The following is an 18,935-nucleotide window of genomic DNA, read 5'->3' on the forward strand; positions in this document are numbered from 1 at the left end:
ATTATGAGATTATTTTTCTCAAAAAAAGAATTGAAGTTAAAGCGAAAGAGAACCATTGCTGCTGTTGTTTGCATCATTCTGCTGTTAGGCATTTATTGGGTACTGACCCGGCCGCGTAAGGCTGAACCGGAAATTCCTACGGTCATGGTAGAAGCGGCTGCAAAAGACGATGTAGAAATTTATGGTGAGTATGTAGGCCGTATCCGTGCCCAACAGTTTGTAGAGGTACGTGCCCGGGTAGAAGGGTATCTGGAACAGATGCTTTTTGCCGAAGGTACTTACGTAAATAAGAATCAAGTACTTTTTGTCATTAACCAGGAGCAATATCGGGCTAAAGCAGATAAAGCCCGGGCTCAGTTGAAGAAAGACGAGGCACAAGCACTGAAAGCACAACGTGATTTTGAACGTATCAAACCTCTGTATGCACAGAATGCCGCCAGTCAATTGGATCTTGATAATGCCGAAGCGGCTTACGAAAGCGCTGTCGCTACGGTTGCCATGAGTGAAGCCGATCTGGCACAGGCAGAGTTGGAATTGGGGTATACGCTGGTCCGTTCTCCACTCTCGGGGCATATCAGCGAAAGAAATGTCGATTTGGGAACTTTAGTCGGTCCCGGTGGGAAATCTTTGCTGGCTACGATTGTCAAGAGTGATACGGTATTGGTGGATTTCAATATGACGGCTTTGGATTATCTGAAAAGTAAAGAACGTAACATCAATATCGGCCAACAGGATTCCAGCCGTTCCTGGCAGCCGAACATTTCGATTACATTGGCCGACAATACGGTCTATCCTTATAAAGGTTATGTGGATTTTGCCGAACCGCAGGTAGACCCCCAAACGGGTACATTCTCTGTTCGTGCTGAAATGCCCAATCCGAAGCAGGTATTATTACCCGGACAGTTTACCAAAGTGAAACTGCTGCTCGATGTTCGTGAGGGAGCCGTTGTGGTGCCGTTGAAAGCAGTAACGATTGAAAAAGGAGGAGCTTACATTTATGTGATGCGCAGAGATTCTACTGTCGAAAGGCGTTTCATTGAATTGGGACCCGAATTTGGCAATAAAGTAGTTGTAGAACGGGGACTTGTACAGGGAGAGATGATTGTTGTTGAAGGATTCCACAAATTGAATCCGGGTATGAAAGTCCGGGTGGTAGAAGCCGGTGCGATGGATTCCGGTACGGTTGACAGTGTGGATAATGCTAAAAAGGATTAAGTAATGAAAGTAAGTTTTTTTATAGATAGGCCGGTTTTTTCTGCGGTATTGTCTATTGTTATTGTTATCATCGGAATTATCGGTCTGACCATGCTTCCGGTGGACCAATATCCGCAGATTACGCCTCCCGTTGTTAAGATCAGTGCTTCTTATCCCGGAGCCAGTGCACTGACGGTTTCGCAGGCTGTGGCGACTCCTATCGAACAGGAGATAAACGGTACTCCGGGTATGCTTTATATGGAATCCAACAGTTCCAATTCCGGAGGATTTTCTGCAACAGTTACTTTTGACGTGTCTGCCGATGCGGATTTAGCGGCTGTTGAGATTCAAAATCGGGTGAAACTTGCCGAATCCCGTCTTCCCGCCGAAGTAATTCAGAATGGTATATCAGTGGAGAAGCAGGCACCCAGTCAGTTGATGACGCTTTGTCTGACTTCTTCCGATCCGAAATTCGATGAAATCTATCTGAGTAACTTTGCTACTATCAATGTGCTCGATGTGCTTCGCCGTATTCCCGGTGTGGGGCGTGTGTCGAATATAGGTAGCCGGTATTATGCCATGCAGATATGGGCGCAGCCCGATAAACTGGCAAATTTCGGTCTTACCGTACAGGATTTGCAGAACGCATTGAAAGACCAGAACCGTGAGTCGGCTGCCGGTGTACTCGGTCAACAACCTGTAAAGGGGTTGGATATCACCATCCCTATTACTACGCAAGGTCGTCTTTCCACTGTCAGTCAGTTTGAAGATATCGTAGTACGTGCCAATTCGAACGGTTCCATTATCCGTCTGAGGGATGTGGCGCGTGTATCGCTCGAGGCTTCTTCCTATAATACGGAAAGTGGTATCAATGGAGAGAATGCCGCAGTACTCGGTATTTATATGTTGCCCGGTGCCAATGCCATTGAAGTGGCCGACAATGTAAAGGAGGCCATGGAAGAGATCAGTAGGAACTTTCCGGAAGGATTGAATTACGAAATACCGTTTGATATGACTACCTATATTTCCGAGTCTATCCATGAGGTATATAAAACACTGTTTGAGGCACTTGTCCTGGTCGTGTTGGTTGTTTTTCTCTCTTTACAGAGTTGGCGTGCCACATTGATACCGATTGTGGCTGTACCTATTTCATTGATCGGTACCTTCGGTTTTATGTTGATATTCGGCTTTTCACTGAATATCCTTACTCTGTTAGGGTTGATCCTTGCTATCGGTATTGTGGTGGATGATGCGATTGTGGTGGTAGAGAGTGTGGAGCATATCATGGAAACCGAAAAGTTGAGTGCTTACGAAGCCACCAAGAAGGCAATGGAGGGGCTGACCAGTGCATTGATTGCCACTTCGCTGGTGCTTTGCGCAGTATTCGTTCCTGTTAGCTTCTTAAGCGGAATTACCGGACAACTTTACCGGCAGTTTACCATAACGATTGCCGTGTCGGTATTAATCTCTACTGTGGTTGCACTTACGCTCAGCCCTGTCATGTGTTCTCTGATTCTGAAACCGGATAACGGAAAGAAGAAGAATATCGTGTTCCGTAAAATTAATCATTGGCTGAACGTCGGTAATAATAAATACGTGAGTATCATTACCCGGGTTATTCGTAATCCGCGACGCGTGTTGAGTGCCTTCGGCGTAGTATTGATCGGTATTTTGTTGTTGCACCGCATTATTCCCACCAGTTTCCTTCCGGTAGAAGATCAGGGATATTTCAAAATAGAGCTCGAATTGCCCGAAGGGGCTACTTTGGAGCGTACACGCCAAGTGACGGAGCGTGCCATCTCTTTTCTTGGTAAGAATCCATACATCGCTTATGTGCAGAATGTAACCGGAAGCAGTCCTCGTGTCGGGAGTAATCAGGCGCGTAGTGAGTTGACCGTTATTCTGAAACCGTGGGAAGAACGTAAGGAAACCAGCATAAACAAAATCATGTCGGAAGTGCAGAAACACTTGGAGGAGTATCCCGAATGCAAGGTCTATCTTTCCACTCCACCGGTTATTCCCGGCTTGGGAAGTTCCGGAGGTTTTGAAATGCAGCTTGAGGCTCGCGGCGAAGCCACATTCGATAATTTGGTGCAGGCTGCCGATACGTTGATGTACTATGCTTCCAAGCATAAAGAACTGGCCGGGCTCTCTTCTTCCTTACAGGCGGAAATCCCTCAGTTATATTTCGATGTGGACCGTGATAAAGTGAAAATGTTAGGTGTGCCTTTGGCTGATGTCTTTTCTACGATGAAAGCCTATACCGGTTCTGTTTATGTGAATGATTTTAACATGTTCAACCGTATATATAAGGTGTATATTCAGGCAGAAGCTCCCTATCGTGAACATAAGGACAATATCAATCTGTTTTTTGTGAAAGCTTCCAATGGAGTGATGGTTCCTTTGACCTCTTTGGGTAATGCTTCGTACACCACAGGTCCCGGTAGCATTAAACGTTTTAATATGTTTACTACGGCCGTTATCCGTGGTGAGGCTGCCCACGGATACAGTTCGGGACAAGCCATGGAGATTATGGAACAGATAGCCCGTGATCATTTGCCGGATAATATCGGTCTGGAATGGAGCGGTCTTTCCTATCAGGAGAAACAAGCCGGAGGGCAGACCGGTCTCGTGCTGGCATTGGTTTTTCTTTTTGTCTTCCTCTTTTTGGCAGCACAATACGAGAGCTGGACTTTGCCGGTTGCCGTATTGCTCTCTTTGCCGATTGCTGCATTAGGTGCTTATTTAGGGGTATGGATCTGTGGGTTGGAGAATGATGTTTATTTCCAGATCGGCCTTGTGATGCTGGTAGGTTTGGCTGCAAAGAATGCTATTCTTATTGTAGAATTTGCCAAAGTACAGGTCGACAACGGAGAAGACATTGTTACGGCCGCTATCAATGCCGCCCGTCTGCGCTTCCGCCCCATTCTGATGACATCTCTTGCCTTTGTGCTCGGTATGCTTCCGATGGTATTGGCAAGCGGTCCCGGTTCTGCCAGTCGCCAGGCCATCGGTACGGGAGTATTCTTCGGAATGATATTTGCAATTGTCCTGGGCATTATTTTGGTACCGTTCTTCTTTGTAATGGTATATAAAACGACTACTAAGATACGCCACAGAAGCGGTGGGGTGAAAATTCCGTTTGCTTCCAAACTAAAACGTAAATGATTATGAAACGAAATAACATCTATATAACTTTAGTAACCCTTCTTGTCCTTGTCACCTTCTCCGCCTGCAAGGTGGGGAAGAGCTACACCCGTCCCGATCTTCATTTGCCCGATAGCCTTGCACAACATCAGGACTCGTTGAGCTTTGGGGATATGGATTGGTGGAACATTTATACAGATTCCACCCTCCGTGGACTGATAGCAAAATCTTTGGAATATAATAAAGATATTCTGATTGCCGCCGCCCGTGTGAAAGAGATGGCGGCGCAAAAAAGAATTTCGACGGCAGCGCTGCTTCCCGATATAAAAGGAACGGTGACCGGTGAACGCGAATTTGAAAATCATGGTGGAGATGCTTTTAAACGTAATGATACTTTTGAAGCCCAAGTACTGTTTTCTTGGGAACTGGATTTATGGGGGAATCTGCGCTGGGCACGCTCGGCAAGTATTGCTGAGTATCTGCAATCGGTAGAAGCGCAACGTGCACTTCGCATGACGATTGTATCCGAAGTAGCCCAAGCCTACTATGAACTTGTAGCTCTCGATACGGAGTTGGAGATCGTTCGCCAGACTTTGAAAGCTCGCGAAGAAGGGATGCGCTTGGCGCGTATTCGTTTCGAGGGAGGACTGACATCCGAAACCTCTTATCGCCAGTCACAGGTGGAACTTGCCCGTACGGCAACGTTGGTGCCCGATCTGGAGCGTAAGATCAGCCTTAAGGAAAATGACATAGCTTTTCTTGCCGGGGAGTATCCTAATAAGATAGCCCGCAGCCGTTTGTTGCAGGAGTTCAACTTCCCGAACGAATTGCCCATAGGTTTACCCTCCGATTTGCTGGAACGACGTCCGGATATCCGTCAGGCCGAACAAAAGTTGATTGCCGCAAATGCCAAAGTAGGGGTGGCATATACAAATATGTTTCCCCGTATTTCACTTACCGGCGGGGCAGGAGCCGAAAGTGTGGTTCTTTCCGATCTCCTGAAATCTCCTTATGGTATTATGGAAGGTGCTTTATTGACTCCGATTTTTGGCTGGGGAAAGAATCGCGCTGCATTGAAAGCGAAAAAAGCGGCTTATGAAGCTGAGGTACACAGTTATGAAAAAACAGTCCTTACTGCTTTTAAAGAGACGCATAACGCCATTGTCAATTTTAATAAGATAAAGGAGGTATATGATTTGAGGGCCAAGCTGGAACGTTCTTCAAAGAGCTATGTAGATTTGGCGCAGCTTCAGTATATCAATGGTGTTATTAACTATCTCGATGTGCTCGATGCCCAGCGTGGATATTTTGATGCCCAGATCGGTTTGAGCAATGCGATTCGCGATGAACTGATTGCCGTTGTACAGGTGTATAAAGCACTGGGTGGCGGCTGGCAGGTAAAAGACGAAGGCAAATAGAGTATTGGATAGTAAGGTATCTGTACTCTGATATGCTTAGTTACCAATATGTTATTTAATCAGGATTATATTCTTAGTTGTAAAACATTGTAGTGTACTGAATAAGTTGACACTTTCTAAATCAAAAAAAGTATGTCAACCAAAAGAAAACCTCACAGAAAGTTTACAGAATTGGAAAGTAAGTCTTATATTCGCGAGTATCTTTCCAGCTCCGACCGTCGGAAAACATTTGAACGACGTAATGGATTAAGTTTAGGTACATTGTCCCGCTGGATGAAAATGTACGAGATAGAAGATCCTAAGATGCAAAAATCCATCATTGATCCACAGCTGATAGACGAAGACTCAGCGGCCCTTATCGCTCAGCTTCGTGCTGAAAATGAAACGTTACACAAGTCTAACCGTCAACTTCAACGGGATTTGGATACGACAAAGATGCTTCATGAAGCCTGCGAGGTGCTTATTGATCTGACAGAGCAGACCTATCATATCCCCGTGCGAAAAAACTCAGATGCCAAGTAATCGACACCTTGTCACAGAGAGGCTCGGTCAACCGTAAATGCGGTGGTCTGAACAGACTCTGTGGTTACTTCGGCATAACCAGACAAGGTTACTATAAACATGTGGACAGACAGTGTGAAGTTAATGTTTTGAAGACAAGTATTGTTCTGTATTGCAAAGAATTAAGAACTTTAATGCCCCAATCGGGTATGCGTGAGCTATATGTATGCTGTGTTCGTTACTTTAAGGAGAAAATGGTGATAGGTCGTGACCAGTGCTATGAGATATTCCGCTCTAATGGTCTGGTCCAGAGGAAGAAGCGTGTACGTCCCAAAACAACGAACTCCAATCATAATTATTATATATATCCTGATTTGCTGAACACGACACCTAAGTTCGTAGCAAGCACAAGCGGAAGTATGGTTGTGGCAGATATTACCTATGTCTCCACCAGGGATGGCTGGGCATACCTGTCCTTGCTTACTGATAGCCACAGTCGTGCAATAGTAGGCTATTCGTTCTGTCCTTCATTGACAACGGAAGGCCCGATGAAAGCTTTGGAGTCAGCTTTCCTGTTTTACAGAGAGAACGGGATAGACATCAGCGGGTTGATACATCATTCAGACCGTGGGGTTCAATACTGCTCAAACCAATACGTTGACACGTTAAAAGCACAACATATAAGCATAAGCATGACACAGTGTGGTGATCCTCTGCATAATGCATTGGCCGAGCGGATGAACAATACTATTAAGAACGGATGGCTCTTTGACTGCGGGAAGGAGACTTTTAACCAGGTGGAAGAACGTATTAAACAGGCTGTGTACACATATAATAATATCCGGCCACACCAAGCTTTGAAAATGCGCACACCAATGGAAATTATAAAGGAGGAGAAGGTATGAAAGTACCCCGACTCAGGTTGTGCTCGTCGGGACGGGTGGTCCCGCCCCTTGCCGCACGGCGCTCCCCGACCAAGGATATTTCTTGGCAAACGAGATAATAACAAAAATCAGTTCAACAACATTGGAATAAATAGAATAATTAGCATTATATTTGGAAATCCAAATGGGACAACTACAGTAGGTCTAACAAACAGAAATGTAAACCTATTCAGGTATTGAAAATTGTTGAGTGAACGAATACAGTAATAACAATCGAAGTTGTCAACTAAATCCAGTACACATCACATCCCCATGTTTTGGTTGACAACATCCCCATGTTCTTATGCAGAACATCCGGATGTTGTCGGTTGAAACATGGGGATGTTTTTATGATTCGATTACGTTCATAATTTCATGAGAATAGTACTCTCTTCCGGTGTTGTATTCCTATGTTATTGGTTGCTTTTTATTGTCTTTTCATTGTTCCGTTACATACGGCTGAATTATATTAATGGATCATAAAACTTTTTAATCGTCATTTGCGTTTTTCATCTTTGTCGATGTAAAGTCTCTATAACCGAAATAGTTGCTAACATTATTTACGCATGCTCTTTCATAATTCAGAAAAAAACACGAAATTTGCATCGCTTTTGATTTTTTAGAATCGAACTTACTAACACCTTTAAATAAAAATAAAGAAAATGACTAAAAGTGCATTGCAAATCGCGAGGGCTGCTTATCAGCCCAAACTTCCGAAAGCGCTGAAAGGAGCTGTTAAGGCTGTAGAAGGCGCTGCTACTCAATCTGTAGCCGATCAGGAAGCTATTCAGAAATTATTTCCTAATACGTACGGTATGCCATTGATCAAGTTCGAGGCCGGTGAAGCTGTAAAGTTGCCTGCCATGAACGTGGGTGTTATTCTTTCCGGTGGACAAGCTCCGGGCGGACATAACGTGATCTCCGGCCTGTTCGACGGTATCAAAGCGCTGAATCCGGATAGCAAATTGTATGGTTTCATCCTCGGCCCCGGCGGCCTGGTTGACCATAATTATATGGAACTGACTTCGGATATCATCGACGAATATCGTAATACCGGCGGTTTCGATATTATCGGTTCCGGTCGTACGAAGTTGGAAAAAGAAGATCAGTTTGAGAAAGGTCTTGAAATTCTGAAAGAGTTGGGTATCAAAGCACTTGTGATCATCGGCGGTGATGACTCTAACACAAACGCTTGTGTATTGGCTGAATATTACGCAGCTAAGAAAGCCGGTGTACAGGTGATCGGTTGTCCGAAGACAATCGACGGTGACTTGAAGAACGAAATGATCGAGACTTCTTTCGGATTCGATACTGCTTGTAAAGTTTACTCGGAAGTGATCGGAAATATCCAGCGTGACTGTAACTCAGCGCGTAAATATTGGCACTTCATCAAACTGATGGGGCGTTCGGCTTCTCATATCGCTTTGGAATGTGCTTTGCAGGTTCAGCCTAATATTTGTATCATCTCTGAAGAAGTTGAGGCTAAAGATATGTCCTTGGACGACGTAGTGACTTACATTGCTCAGGTAGTGGCCGATCGTGCTGCACAGGGTAATAACTTCGGTACGGTTCTTATTCCCGAAGGCTTGGTAGAGTTTATTCCGGCTATGAAGCGTCTGATTGCCGAACTGAATGACTTCCTGGCTACGAATGCCGAAGAGTTCTCTCAGATTAAGAAGTCTCACCAGCGTGATTATATCATCCGTAAACTTTCTCCGGAAAACTCGGCTATCTATGCAAGTCTTCCCGAAGGAGTGGCCCGTCAGTTGACGTTGGATCGCGACCCGCACGGAAACGTACAGGTATCACTGATTGAAACGGAAAAACTGTTGTCGGAAATGGTTGCCACTAAACTGGCTACTTGGAAAGCAGAAGGTAAATATGTAGGTAAGTTTGCTGCACAACATCACTTCTTCGGTTATGAAGGGCGTTGCGCTGCTCCGTCAAATTATGACGCAGACTATTGCTACTCATTGGGTTATACTGCTTCTATGTTGATTGCTAATGGCAAGACGGGGTATATGTCGTCTGTACGCAATACGACTGCTCCTGCAGAAGAATGGATTGCAGGCGGTGTGCCTATCACAATGATGATGAATATGGAACGTCGTCATGGAGAAATGAAACCGGTTATCCAGAAAGCTCTTGTGAAACTGGATGGTGCTCCGTTCAAGACATTTGCCGCTATGCGTGACCAGTGGGCTATGACTACGGATTATGTATATCCGGGTCCTATTCAATACTTCGGTCCGACTGAAGTATGCGACCAGCCTACTAAGACTTTGCAGTTGGAACAAGCAAAATAAGTAGTAAGTAGATGGTAGATAGAAGTTAGGAGTCAGGAGTCAGTAGTTAGGAGTTAAAATCTATGTAGCGTGTTAGCATTATGCCATTAGATTCTAACTACTATTTACCGACTATTCACTTCTGACTCCTGACCATTCACTTCTAACTACTATCTACTAACTTCTAACTTCTAATATGACTAACTCCCGTCAACCTATACCTCGTAAAAAAAAATCTGCTACTTCCCGTCGTTCTCCGCGAAAGACAACGAAAAAGGCCGTTCGTACTACTATGCCTATATGGCTGCGTAATGTGCTCGTTGCCGTCATTGTCGCTTTTTTCTCGGTGGCATTTTATTATTTCTTTATTAGGCCTTATGCTTATCGTTGGAAACCTTGTTATGGGTTGAAAGCATATGGAATTTGTGTACCTTGCTGTTATGATGTGCATGGTATCGATATATCGCATTATCAGGGAGATATCGACTGGGGGCAACTGACGCAGAGCCGTTTGACTGATTTTCCCATTGAATTTGTTTTTATGAAGGCTACTGAGGGAGGAGATCATGGCGATGATACTTTTGCCCGTAACTTTTCCGAAGCGGGAAAGCACGGATTTATTCGTGGTGCCTATCATTTCTTCTCTCCGGTTACTGACCCTTTAAAACAGGCGGATTTCTTTATTCGTACAGTGAAACTTGCTCCGGGAGATCTTCCTCCGGTGCTGGATGTGGAAGTAACCGGCAAGAAAAAAAAGGAAGAACTACAAGGGAATATAAAACGTTGGCTCGACCGAATAGAAGCACATTATGGGGTGAAACCGATTTTGTACACCTCTTATAAATTTAAAACACGTTATTTGAGTGATTCTATTTTTGATACTTATCCTTATTGGATAGCCCATTACTATGTGGATTCAGTAAAGTATGAAGGCAAATGGCATTTTTGGCAACATACGGATGTAGGCAGCGTACCCGGTATTGAAGAGAATGTGGATCTGAATGTATTCAACGGGACATTAGAAGAATTGAAAAAGATGACGATTGATAATGTGGCTGTAAAAACAAATGAAAAACCAAATGAAACAATGAAGGAATAAAAGGCTATGCCAAATGAAACAAGGAATAATGAAATAATATGCTAATGTGCCGGTTAATCACGCTGTGTACAAATGAAAGAATGATGGGATAATGGACACATTTGTTCATTTTAAATTATTCTTTCATTTGGCATAGCCTTTCATTCTTTCATTCCTTCATTTTTTTCATTTGGCTTTTCATTTGCCCCAGCCATTCATCCTTTCAGAATGAATTTTACGGCAGCCCAATGATTCTTTTCCTGATGATGGATGAAGTTTAATCCATTGCGTTCGGCTTCTTCACGGATAACGGGAATGTCGTCTACATAAAAACCGCTCATGTAAAGTTCTGATCCCGGATGCATGCAAGCCACATATTGCTTCATGTCGTTCAGTAGGATGTTCCGATTGATATTTGCAATAACTACATCAAAAGGACCTTTACCTTGCAATGTGCCGGCATCTCCCAATTCTACATCTATGTCTGTCACTTTGTTCAATTCGATATTTTCAATCGAGTTACGCACGCACCATTCGTCAATATCGATTGCTGTGCAGGGAGTAGCGCCACGCATACGTGCCAGGATTGCAAGAATAGAGGTACCGCATCCCATATCAAGAAGAGATTTTCCTTCCAGTTCACTGTTCAACAGTTCGCTGATAATAAGACTGGTCGTTTCATGGTGTCCTGTACCGAATGCCATCTGCGGATTGATTACAATGTCATATTCCGCTTTTGGCACATCGTGATGAAAGGTGCTGTGAATTACGCAACGATTACCGATTACGATTGGTTGGAAGAAGTTTTTCTCCCATTCTTCATTCCAGTTCTTATCTTCGGCTTCTACGTAGTTGTAAGTGATTTCCGTATCCGGTAACGGGAATTCATTAAGAGCATTTTTTATTACTTCTTCATTGCAGAGAGATTGTTGGATATATGCTGACAGACCACCTTCGCGTTCTATAAAACTTTCAAACCCGGCATCGCCCAAAACAGCAGCTAATACGTCATTAACAGTTTCCGTACAAGGGTTGGTATCAAACGTGAACTCAAAATACTTCATAGTTGTTTTTATTTGCAAAATTACGATTAAATGAGGATAAAACAAAGGAAAGTTACATTTAGAAACTTCTGTTCGGAATTTCCTCAGAAAAATTATCGGGTGAATTTTAAACAGATGATAACTTTATTTAATAGGTAACCTCTGATCCGGTATTGTTTACATATAAAATCATGCGTGAATCTTTTATAAATAGGGAAATCCCTATCATCCTTTGGGGAAAATCTCCCCGAAAGGATGGATACGTTGCTTATCTTTGTAACGTGAATGAAAGGATTAAAGATAACCCATAAACCACAGAGATATGAAAAAGATTGTTTTTTTACTGTTGATTGCCTTGTGTCTCCCTATAGGTTTGATGGCACAGAGCTATGATGATGATCTCTATTTCATTCCTTCCAAAGAGAAGGAAGAAGAACCTGCACCTGCCAAGAAGGAACCGGTTCGGAGAGAGACCACGACGAATATTTATACGACTCCCGGAACCACTGTTGTGATTCAGGACCGGAAAGGAAACACTCGCGATGTAGACGAGTATAATCGCCGTTACGATGCACGTGATAACGACTTCGAAATGGATAACGATACGCTATATATTAAGGAAAAAGACCAGCCGGATCTGGACGGAGAATGGGTGAACGGTGAGTTTAACGGTTCACAGGATGATTATGAATATGCCGAGCGTATCATTCGTTTCCGTAATCCTCGTTTTGCCGTTAGCATTAGCAGCCCGTTCTATTGGGATGTTGTATACGGAATGAATTCATGGGACTGGAACGTATATACCGATGGACTTTATGCCTATGCATTCCCTACATTCAGCAATCCGTTATGGTGGGATTGGAGATATAATTCCTATGGTCCCGGATGGGGCTGGGGATGGTCACATCCTTACTATGGATGGGGTGGTTACTATCCCGGTTACTGGGGTGGCTGGTATGGCGGTTGGTACGGTGGTTGGTACGGTGGCGGCTATTGGGGTGGTCATTGGGGACACCATCATGGCTATTATCCCGGATGGGGTGGCGGCGGTCATTACTGGGCCAATAACAGTTATACGAGTCGACGTTCATTTGGAAGTAGAGACAGGTATTCTTCGGGAACTTCCCGGCGTTCCTATACAGGAGGGCAGTCTGACCGTGCCAGTGTAAGTTCTTCCCGTCGTACCAGTACTTCGTCATCAGGTCGTGTCGTAGGTACGCGTACTTCTTCCAGTACCCGGCCGGGAGTAAGTTCGGATAGAAGAGAAGCGTCGTCTTCCCGTCGTTCTACTTACACACGCCCAAGTAGTACCCGTAGTACTTACAATAGCAGTAGCTCTCGGCCAAGTACGGGTCGTTCTTCTTCCAGAAGTAGTAGTACTCGTTCTTCATCAAGCTATAACCGCGGAAGTTCAACTCAGTCATCCAGCCGTAGTAATTATTCTAATGGGAGTTCAAGACGCTCTTACAGTGCGCCATCCAGTAGCAGTAGAAGTTACTCTCCCAGTAGCAGTAGTAGTTCGCGTTCCAGTTCTTCTTATAGTGGTGGAAGTTCTTCCCGTTCTGGTGGCGGTAGCTCCAGTCGCAGTAGTAGCAGAAGATAAGCTGACGTAGGTATTAATGTAAAAGTTCAGGATTATGAAAAAGATAATGATTACGGTAGCCACTGCTTTGTTTGTAAGCGGTATTAATGCACAAAGCATATATGATGCTACCAAAATAGCGAGTAAAGATTTAAATGGAACTGCCCGTTTTGTTGGTATGGGTGGTGCGATGAGCGCATTGGGTGGGGATATTTCCACTATGGGCACAAATCCGGCAGGTATCGGTATTTATCGCAGTAATGACGCAATGACATCTTTCAGTTTTTCTGCCTTTGGATCAGAAAGTAAATATAAAGGGTATGATAATACTTATAATTCTAAGTTGGATAAGAATCATTGGTCGTACGATAATATAGGTTTTGTAATTTCATCGAAAATAGGTAATCAGACTCCGTTACGCTATGTGAATTTTGGTTTTAATTATCATAAATCGAAATCATTTTATAAGAATATGGGTATGGAGGGGTTGTTGAATACAGATCCTAATGGTGGGATCGTAACCCAAACTTATCAGATGGCTAATTTGACGAATGGTGTGAAAGACAGTAAATATCTTGATGGTAGGGAAGCTTTCCGTGATCCGGATCTTGGATGGATGTCTGTGTTAGGATGGCAGGGATACTTGATTCAGGAGGATAAATCGGATCCCCAAAATCCTTATCGTTACATGCCGGTAACTACTGATATTCCTTATTCTTTATTCCGTTCCGAAGAGAGAGGAGGAATTGATGCATATGATTTTAATGTATCGTTTAATTTTAATGACCGTGTTTATTTGGGATTGACTGTTGGGGCTTATGATGTAGATTATAGCAAGTATTCTTCGTATGACGAAAGTTATGGAGAAGAGACCGGATATCTGTTGGAAAGCTGGAATAAGATTTCTGGTAGTGGATTTGACTTTAAGATGGGAGCTATTGTACGTCCGTTTGAATCTTCCCCTTTCCGTATTGGTGCATCTGTGCACTCTCCAACATTTTATAAACTTACTTTGACAACAAGTGCACGTCTTATTTCCGATATGTATTTGGATGGTAAATTGAAGCGTACCGATATAGATACATATAATTTAGTTGGTGATATGAATCGTGAATACAGTCTCCGTACGCCGTGGATTTATAATCTTAGTTTAGGATATACGGTCGGTAATAGTTTTGCAATTGGTGCGGAGTACGAATATGAAGATTATTCGACGATGAGGTTTAATTATCCTGAGGGAGATGCTATGTTTTTTGAAAATAATCAGACTGATATGTTGAAAGGTGTGCATACATTCCGTGTCGGTGCTGAATACAAGGTAATTCCTCAGTTTGCTTTCCGTTTGGGATATAATCATAGTACTACTGCTTTTAAAGGCGAGGCTTATAAGCAATTACCTGAAAATTCAATAAGTACTGATACTGATTTTGCCAATGCCCAGGCTCTTAATAACTATACATTAGGTATTGGGTATCGCGGTAACATGTTTTACGCTGACTTGGCATATAAGTTTAGTTCTTATAAAGAAGATTTTTATGCTTTCGATGATCTTTACCTTAATAAAACAGAGGTGACTAATACACGCAGCCAGGTACTGTTTACTGTTGGTATGCGTTTTTAATAGAAAGTTTCAATTGCAATAATAACTTTTATGTGTGAAAGAAATCCCCGGAGAATTTGCAGTACTCCGGGGATTCTTGTGTTTTAATGTTCCATATCGTATTTAATACTCTATCTTGTCTTCTTTTTCCATCCAGGCTTCAAAAGCTTTTATCGCTTCATCGTGCAACAACACCTCTGACGGCAATTTTCTATCTTCCGGTTTTAATTCCAGTTCGTCATAGATAAAGGAGTCATCGAAACCTATGTTTTTCGCATCGGTTTTATTGTTGCCATAATACATTTTATCCAAACGGGCCCAATAGATTGCTCCTAAACACATCGGACAGGGTTCGCATGAGGTATATATTTCATAACCACTCAGGTTAAATGTTCCCAATTTGGCGGCTGCGGCACGGATGGCACTAACTTCGGCATGGGCTGTAGGATCGCATGAAGCTGTTACGCGGTTCACACCGGTGGCAATTATTTCTCCGTCTTTGGCGATGACAGCACCGAAAGGGCCACCACCATTGGCTACGTTTTCGTTGGAAAGCTCGATTGCTTTCCGCATTAGTTCTTCCTTAGTCATTTATTTTCAGTATTTAAGTTTAAGACAAAGATAATCATTCGGATAATCATTGGCAACTAAGTTTTTCTTTTTTATTGTTGATACTGTATGGATGATAGTATAATAAAAAAAGAGGATAAAGAGATCATTAAAATCTCTTTATCCTCTTTTTTCATTTATGAAGAATGGAACATCACCAATACCAGCATGCGCCGAAAGACAATGGATATACATCCGGCCCTTTTCCTTTTTCAAATAGGCCGTATGTGGAATAGCGCAAGTAAAAGCCTAAATTGCCATATCCGGCTTGTGCCAGCAGATTTATGCCGACGGGATGTACATACATACCCTTACCGAGCGTTTCTTTATGTCCGTTTACCTTTGCCATAGACTTTATCCCGTGGCGTATTTCCACTTCCGGACCGGCAGCTACGAAGATAGGGCGGTGTCCGTTGATTCTGGTCTGCCATTCGATGGAGATAGGGATGCGGAAATGAAAGTAACGCAGGCGGCTTTTGCTATAATTGGTTTCATCATCGCCGGATACGATTTGCGTAGTACCGTCGGTCTTTAGGAAAGCCTGGTTACCGTCCAGACGGAAAGAGCGGTACCCCCAGCCTAACCCGAAGGTCATTCCCCAATGACGGTCGTGCGTGAGGGGAAGATAGCTGGTGAAAAGGTTTGCACCTATTTCCCATGATTTGGAAGCATTCAGTGATGCTCTGTCGGATGCACTGAAACTGTAGAAATCATTGGAAAGACTGCTGAATCCCATATAGAGGCCACTGGAGTGCGGATCAAAGCGATTGCGCTTTTTAGGGGCAAAAGGCAGGGCGTCCAATATGCTGGGGCGGTCTGTATCGATACGTGTCAGGTAGACTCCTTCGAATAGTTTTTCTTCCTGTTTGGCATCTCCGTCCGTAGTTACTTCTTCGTAAACTTTGATTTTCACATCACCGTCACCTTTCCGGATGATAATCGAGTCACCGCTTGTGTTTACAATGGTTTGTCTTCTTGTCGTTTCTTGTGCCATGACGCCCGTTAGCGGGAAAAGTATCAGGCATGCTAAGATAATTTGTTTCATGTTTTTTTTAGTTTTTATAGTTTTAATTTTTATAGTTTTAATTTTTTCTTTGAAATAGGAGGGCGACCAGTTCGTCCGAGTTCAGATTGCCTTCGATATAAATAAAGGTGGCGCTGTTCTTCTTACCCACTTTGAAGAGGATGAACCGGTTGAGCGTTTGGTTGTTTTTCTTTAGTTGCGGCAACTGGTAATAGGCTGTCAGCAGTTTGCCGTCTTCTACAATTTCCTGCAATTTCTTCATGGTTCCTTCTTTTCTGTCTTTTTCCAGACAGTCGAGGATGTAGGGCAGTTCTTCCGTTACATCTTTGAATACTAAACTTTTGTATAGGTTTATGCGATAAGAGTCCAGCATGTCTTTAGACAGTTCCACCATTGTCACGCCCTTCTGTTTACCATATTTCTGAAATATGGAAGCACTGTGTAATCCCTCTTGTGCCCTTATTTCTGCGGTGGCGGCAGAGAGCAGCAGGATGATGAATATTGTGCGAATAACTGTGTTCATACTTTCTATGTGTTGGTTACTTTATTTTTTAGGTTCTTTTATTCTCCGTCGAAAAGGCTGTTCAGCAGTTCGTCTTCATCGAGACTCACATTCCGGAAGGCAGTCATCGCCTGTTCACGTACCAGATTCTCGTCGGTGTAGCATTTGCCGTCGATGATGACATAGCTATCCGGCATTACGTTGAAGTGGCGATGAATGCCGGTAATGCCCAATAGAAGCAGTAATCCGGCAGCTATTCCGCTCATGCAGTATATCAGTCGACGGCGGAAAACTGTTTTTCGTGAGGGGACTGTCAGAGAGGAATGATCGGTACAGGCCTCTTTTGCCTGTTTGTTTTCTTTATCAAGGAAGGCAAACAATGGGCTGTACTCTTTCAGATGCTCCGGAACGGTCTCCTGAGTGAAAAAGCGGCGTAATTCCCGTTCTTCTTCACAAGTGGTGTCACCGTCAAAATATTTGTTTAACAACTCTTCTATATTCATACCTTTCTTCTCCTTTTTTCTTCTTGAATGGTTTGCAAGTAAATGTCTCTCACTTTTTTCCGTGCTCTTGACAGATTGCTGCGGATGGCTTCGGCACTGCATCCGGTGATCTCGGCTATTTCTTCTGTTTCGTACTCTTGCACGTCTTTCATCTGTATGATGGTACGTTGCAGGGTAGGCAGCGAGTCGATGATTTTTCTCATCAGCCGGAATTCATCTTTCTCTTCGAGTAGCCGTTCCGGTGTGGCCGACTGACTGGGGGCTTGTACCTGTTCCAGCGAAAGAGAATCCGGTCGTTTGGCTCGCCAGATATCCATACAAAGATGATGTGTCATTGTCATAGCCAAAGCTTCGATACTTTGGTATTCATCTAACTTTTGCCGCATGTTCCATAGCTTCAGCATGATTTCCTGCACTGCATCTTCTGCATCGGAGGGATCTTCTGTCAATTTCCGCGCATAGTTTAATAACTTATCGCGGAGGGGTAGCACGTCTATTTTAAATTGTTTGAGTTCCATTTACATCTATAAGACGGAGAGGTAGGGAAAACGTGACATCAAAGATAGAACTTTTTTGTATTTATCGGGAAGATCGCTTGTTTCCTCTCTGTATTACAATCTTTTTTATCACGTTTCTTTCTCTGATAAAGGAGAAAAAGAGTATTGAGATAACAATAGAACGATAAGAGATATATTACTAAGATATTATTTTTATAGTTATGATATTATCTTTGAATTATTTTTTACTATATTTGCAGAAGAACTGAATATTTAGTTTAAGTATTTAAAAATTAAGAAGCGTTATGCTTATCTTGTAGTTGAAAACGTAGGAAATTTTCAAAAGTGTACAAGGGTGGCATAGTGGTTCTCACGCTATAGCGTGGGCTGCTATTACTACATCTGTACACAAGGTTTCCTACGACCATCAACTACGGTGTGGCATTGCAGTTCCACGCTTCATCATTTTATTAAAGTGGTCTCTGGGGAGCTGGAGAGGCTATGAGAAAACAATGAAAAAATTATATTTTATTGGAATATTGCTGTCTGTTTTTATAATGAGTATTGGTTGCATGTCGTGCGGTAAAGATGACGATGAAGAAGATGTGATTACAGGTGGAACCGATAATACGATGGCTGCTTATTTTATTGGTACCTGGAGGCAGGCTGATGTTGACCAAGTTTGGACATTTAATGCTGACGGTACTTGTGTAAAAGACTATTCAGGGTATAATCATTATCATAGTGAAGGAACATGGCATTATGTGCCGGACTCTAAAACTCTGATAACAGATGTTGATGGTTGGATTTGGATTATAATTTCTACTTCGGAAAAGCAATGGACGGGTACTTCTGTGAGCGGTAAGAAAGCCTATACTTATAATCGTGTTGATAAGTGACTGTCTTTTGGGTTGTTTCCTTTTAGTTAAATAAAGGATGAAGAATAATTGATATTGTTCTTGATGTGATATAAATAAAAAGGTACGAAAGATTTCTCGTACCTTTTTATTTATATCAAGTTTTATGTAG

Annotated in this window: 16 protein-coding genes; 10 read left to right on the plus strand and 6 right to left on the minus strand. The window is 43.0% G+C overall.

Annotated features, from left to right (window positions below; all coding sequences use genetic code 11):
- The first annotated feature begins 3 nt into the window (after nucleotides 1-3).
- The 7 genes from RB604_RS12175 (at nucleotide 4) to RB604_RS12205 (ending at nucleotide 10,567) form a co-directional block, all read left to right on the plus strand.
- The gene (locus RB604_RS12175) at nucleotides 4-1,215 is read left to right on the plus strand and encodes an efflux RND transporter periplasmic adaptor subunit (protein ID WP_005923737.1); all 1,212 of its coding nucleotides are present in this window, start codon (nucleotides 4-6) and stop codon (nucleotides 1,213-1,215) included.
- Nucleotides 1,216-1,218: 3 nt separating this feature from the next.
- Entirely contained in the window at nucleotides 1,219-4,362 is a 3,144-nt protein-coding gene (locus tag RB604_RS12180) for an efflux RND transporter permease subunit (protein ID WP_005923734.1), read from the plus strand.
- 2 nt (nucleotides 4,363-4,364) lie between these two features.
- Nucleotides 4,365-5,759: an efflux transporter outer membrane subunit gene (locus tag RB604_RS12185; protein WP_007480438.1), complete on the plus strand. Its 1,395-nt coding sequence runs from the start codon at nucleotides 4,365-4,367 to the stop codon at nucleotides 5,757-5,759.
- A 132-nt stretch (nucleotides 5,760-5,891) separates the two neighbouring features.
- A complete protein-coding gene (locus RB604_RS12190; protein WP_005924744.1) occupies nucleotides 5,892-6,281 on the plus strand; it encodes a hypothetical protein in 390 nt (129 codons plus the stop codon).
- Nucleotides 6,282-6,289: 8 nt separating this feature from the next.
- Complete coding sequence (locus RB604_RS12195; protein ID WP_129649191.1) at nucleotides 6,290-7,165, plus strand: IS3 family transposase; 876 nt, start codon at nucleotides 6,290-6,292, stop codon at nucleotides 7,163-7,165.
- A 680-nt stretch (nucleotides 7,166-7,845) separates the two neighbouring features.
- Complete coding sequence (locus tag RB604_RS12200) at nucleotides 7,846-9,489, plus strand: diphosphate--fructose-6-phosphate 1-phosphotransferase (RefSeq protein WP_055294904.1); 1,644 nt, start codon at nucleotides 7,846-7,848, stop codon at nucleotides 9,487-9,489.
- Nucleotides 9,490-9,664: 175 nt separating this feature from the next.
- Nucleotides 9,665-10,567: a glycoside hydrolase family 25 protein gene (locus tag RB604_RS12205; protein ID WP_055294906.1), complete on the plus strand. Its 903-nt coding sequence runs from the start codon at nucleotides 9,665-9,667 to the stop codon at nucleotides 10,565-10,567.
- A gap of 194 nt (nucleotides 10,568-10,761) precedes the next feature.
- Here RB604_RS12205 and prmA read toward each other — a convergent pair whose 3' ends face one another.
- Nucleotides 10,762-11,610 (minus strand): 50S ribosomal protein L11 methyltransferase, encoded by an 849-nt coding sequence (prmA, locus tag RB604_RS12210; RefSeq protein WP_007480440.1) that lies wholly within the window; start codon nucleotides 11,608-11,610, stop codon nucleotides 10,762-10,764.
- Nucleotides 11,611-11,911: 301 nt separating this feature from the next.
- Here prmA and RB604_RS12215 point away from each other — a divergent pair, with 301 nt between their 5' ends.
- Both RB604_RS12215 and RB604_RS12220 read left to right on the plus strand, forming a co-directional pair.
- Nucleotides 11,912-13,192 (plus strand): hypothetical protein, encoded by a 1,281-nt coding sequence (locus tag RB604_RS12215; RefSeq protein WP_005923717.1) that lies wholly within the window; start codon nucleotides 11,912-11,914, stop codon nucleotides 13,190-13,192.
- A gap of 34 nt (nucleotides 13,193-13,226) precedes the next feature.
- Nucleotides 13,227-14,792 carry an OmpP1/FadL family transporter gene (locus RB604_RS12220; protein ID WP_005923714.1) on the plus strand — a complete coding sequence of 522 codons (1,566 nt, stop codon included), beginning with the start codon at nucleotides 13,227-13,229 and terminating at the stop codon, nucleotides 14,790-14,792.
- 102 nt (nucleotides 14,793-14,894) lie between these two features.
- On the opposite strand, the gene RB604_RS12225 is transcribed toward RB604_RS12220, so the two are convergent.
- From RB604_RS12225 to RB604_RS12245, 5 genes are all read right to left on the minus strand, one after another.
- Nucleotides 14,895-15,362, minus strand: coding sequence for a nucleoside deaminase (locus tag RB604_RS12225; RefSeq protein ID WP_005923711.1), 468 nt, complete (start codon nucleotides 15,360-15,362; stop codon nucleotides 14,895-14,897).
- A gap of 172 nt (nucleotides 15,363-15,534) precedes the next feature.
- Complete coding sequence (locus tag RB604_RS12230; protein ID WP_007480442.1) at nucleotides 15,535-16,425, minus strand: hypothetical protein; 891 nt, start codon at nucleotides 16,423-16,425, stop codon at nucleotides 15,535-15,537.
- A 37-nt stretch (nucleotides 16,426-16,462) separates the two neighbouring features.
- A complete protein-coding gene (locus RB604_RS12235; RefSeq protein ID WP_021935579.1) occupies nucleotides 16,463-16,927 on the minus strand; it encodes a DUF6108 family protein in 465 nt (154 codons plus the stop codon).
- A 38-nt stretch (nucleotides 16,928-16,965) separates the two neighbouring features.
- The gene (locus tag RB604_RS12240) at nucleotides 16,966-17,409 is read right to left on the minus strand and encodes a PG0215 family putative anti-sigma factor (RefSeq protein ID WP_055294909.1); all 444 of its coding nucleotides are present in this window, start codon (nucleotides 17,407-17,409) and stop codon (nucleotides 16,966-16,968) included.
- A complete protein-coding gene (locus tag RB604_RS12245; RefSeq protein ID WP_055294911.1) occupies nucleotides 17,406-17,927 on the minus strand; it encodes a GFO_1088 family ECF-type sigma factor in 522 nt (173 codons plus the stop codon). The genes RB604_RS12240 and RB604_RS12245 overlap by 4 nt, the downstream gene beginning before the upstream one ends.
- A 491-nt stretch (nucleotides 17,928-18,418) precedes the next feature.
- Here RB604_RS12245 and RB604_RS12250 point away from each other — a divergent pair, with 491 nt between their 5' ends.
- On the plus strand, nucleotides 18,419-18,805 hold the full coding sequence (locus RB604_RS12250; RefSeq protein ID WP_055294913.1) for a hypothetical protein: 387 nt from the start codon (nucleotides 18,419-18,421) through the stop codon (nucleotides 18,803-18,805).
- The last annotated feature ends 130 nt before the right edge of the window (nucleotides 18,806-18,935 follow it).

The sequence above is a fragment of the Bacteroides salyersiae genome (genome assembly GCF_031172035.1).
In the GTDB taxonomy this organism is placed as follows: domain Bacteria; phylum Bacteroidota; class Bacteroidia; order Bacteroidales; family Bacteroidaceae; genus Bacteroides; species Bacteroides salyersiae.

Excerpts from the sequence above, each read along its gene's own strand:
- RB604_RS12175 (WP_005923737.1), top strand. The coding sequence starts at position 4 with ATGAGATTATTTTTCTCAAAAAAAGAATTGAAGTTAAAGCGAAAGAGA.
- RB604_RS12180 (WP_005923734.1), top strand. The coding sequence starts at position 1,219 with ATGAAAGTAAGTTTTTTTATAGATAGGCCGGTTTTTTCTGCGGTATTG.
- RB604_RS12185 (WP_007480438.1), top strand. The coding sequence starts at position 4,365 with ATGAAACGAAATAACATCTATATAACTTTAGTAACCCTTCTTGTCCTT.
- RB604_RS12190 (WP_005924744.1), top strand. The coding sequence starts at position 5,892 with ATGTCAACCAAAAGAAAACCTCACAGAAAGTTTACAGAATTGGAAAGT.
- RB604_RS12200 (WP_055294904.1), top strand. The coding sequence starts at position 7,846 with ATGACTAAAAGTGCATTGCAAATCGCGAGGGCTGCTTATCAGCCCAAA.
- RB604_RS12205 (WP_055294906.1), top strand. The coding sequence starts at position 9,665 with ATGACTAACTCCCGTCAACCTATACCTCGTAAAAAAAAATCTGCTACT.
- prmA (WP_007480440.1), bottom strand. The coding sequence starts at position 11,610 with ATGAAGTATTTTGAGTTCACGTTTGATACCAACCCTTGTACGGAAACT.
- RB604_RS12215 (WP_005923717.1), top strand. The coding sequence starts at position 11,912 with ATGAAAAAGATTGTTTTTTTACTGTTGATTGCCTTGTGTCTCCCTATA.
- RB604_RS12220 (WP_005923714.1), top strand. The coding sequence starts at position 13,227 with ATGAAAAAGATAATGATTACGGTAGCCACTGCTTTGTTTGTAAGCGGT.
- RB604_RS12225 (WP_005923711.1), bottom strand. The coding sequence starts at position 15,362 with ATGACTAAGGAAGAACTAATGCGGAAAGCAATCGAGCTTTCCAACGAA.
- RB604_RS12230 (WP_007480442.1), bottom strand. The coding sequence starts at position 16,425 with ATGAAACAAATTATCTTAGCATGCCTGATACTTTTCCCGCTAACGGGC.
- RB604_RS12235 (WP_021935579.1), bottom strand. The coding sequence starts at position 16,927 with ATGAACACAGTTATTCGCACAATATTCATCATCCTGCTGCTCTCTGCC.
- RB604_RS12240 (WP_055294909.1), bottom strand. The coding sequence starts at position 17,409 with ATGAATATAGAAGAGTTGTTAAACAAATATTTTGACGGTGACACCACT.
- RB604_RS12245 (WP_055294911.1), bottom strand. The coding sequence starts at position 17,927 with ATGGAACTCAAACAATTTAAAATAGACGTGCTACCCCTCCGCGATAAG.
- RB604_RS12250 (WP_055294913.1), top strand. The coding sequence starts at position 18,419 with ATGAAAAAATTATATTTTATTGGAATATTGCTGTCTGTTTTTATAATG.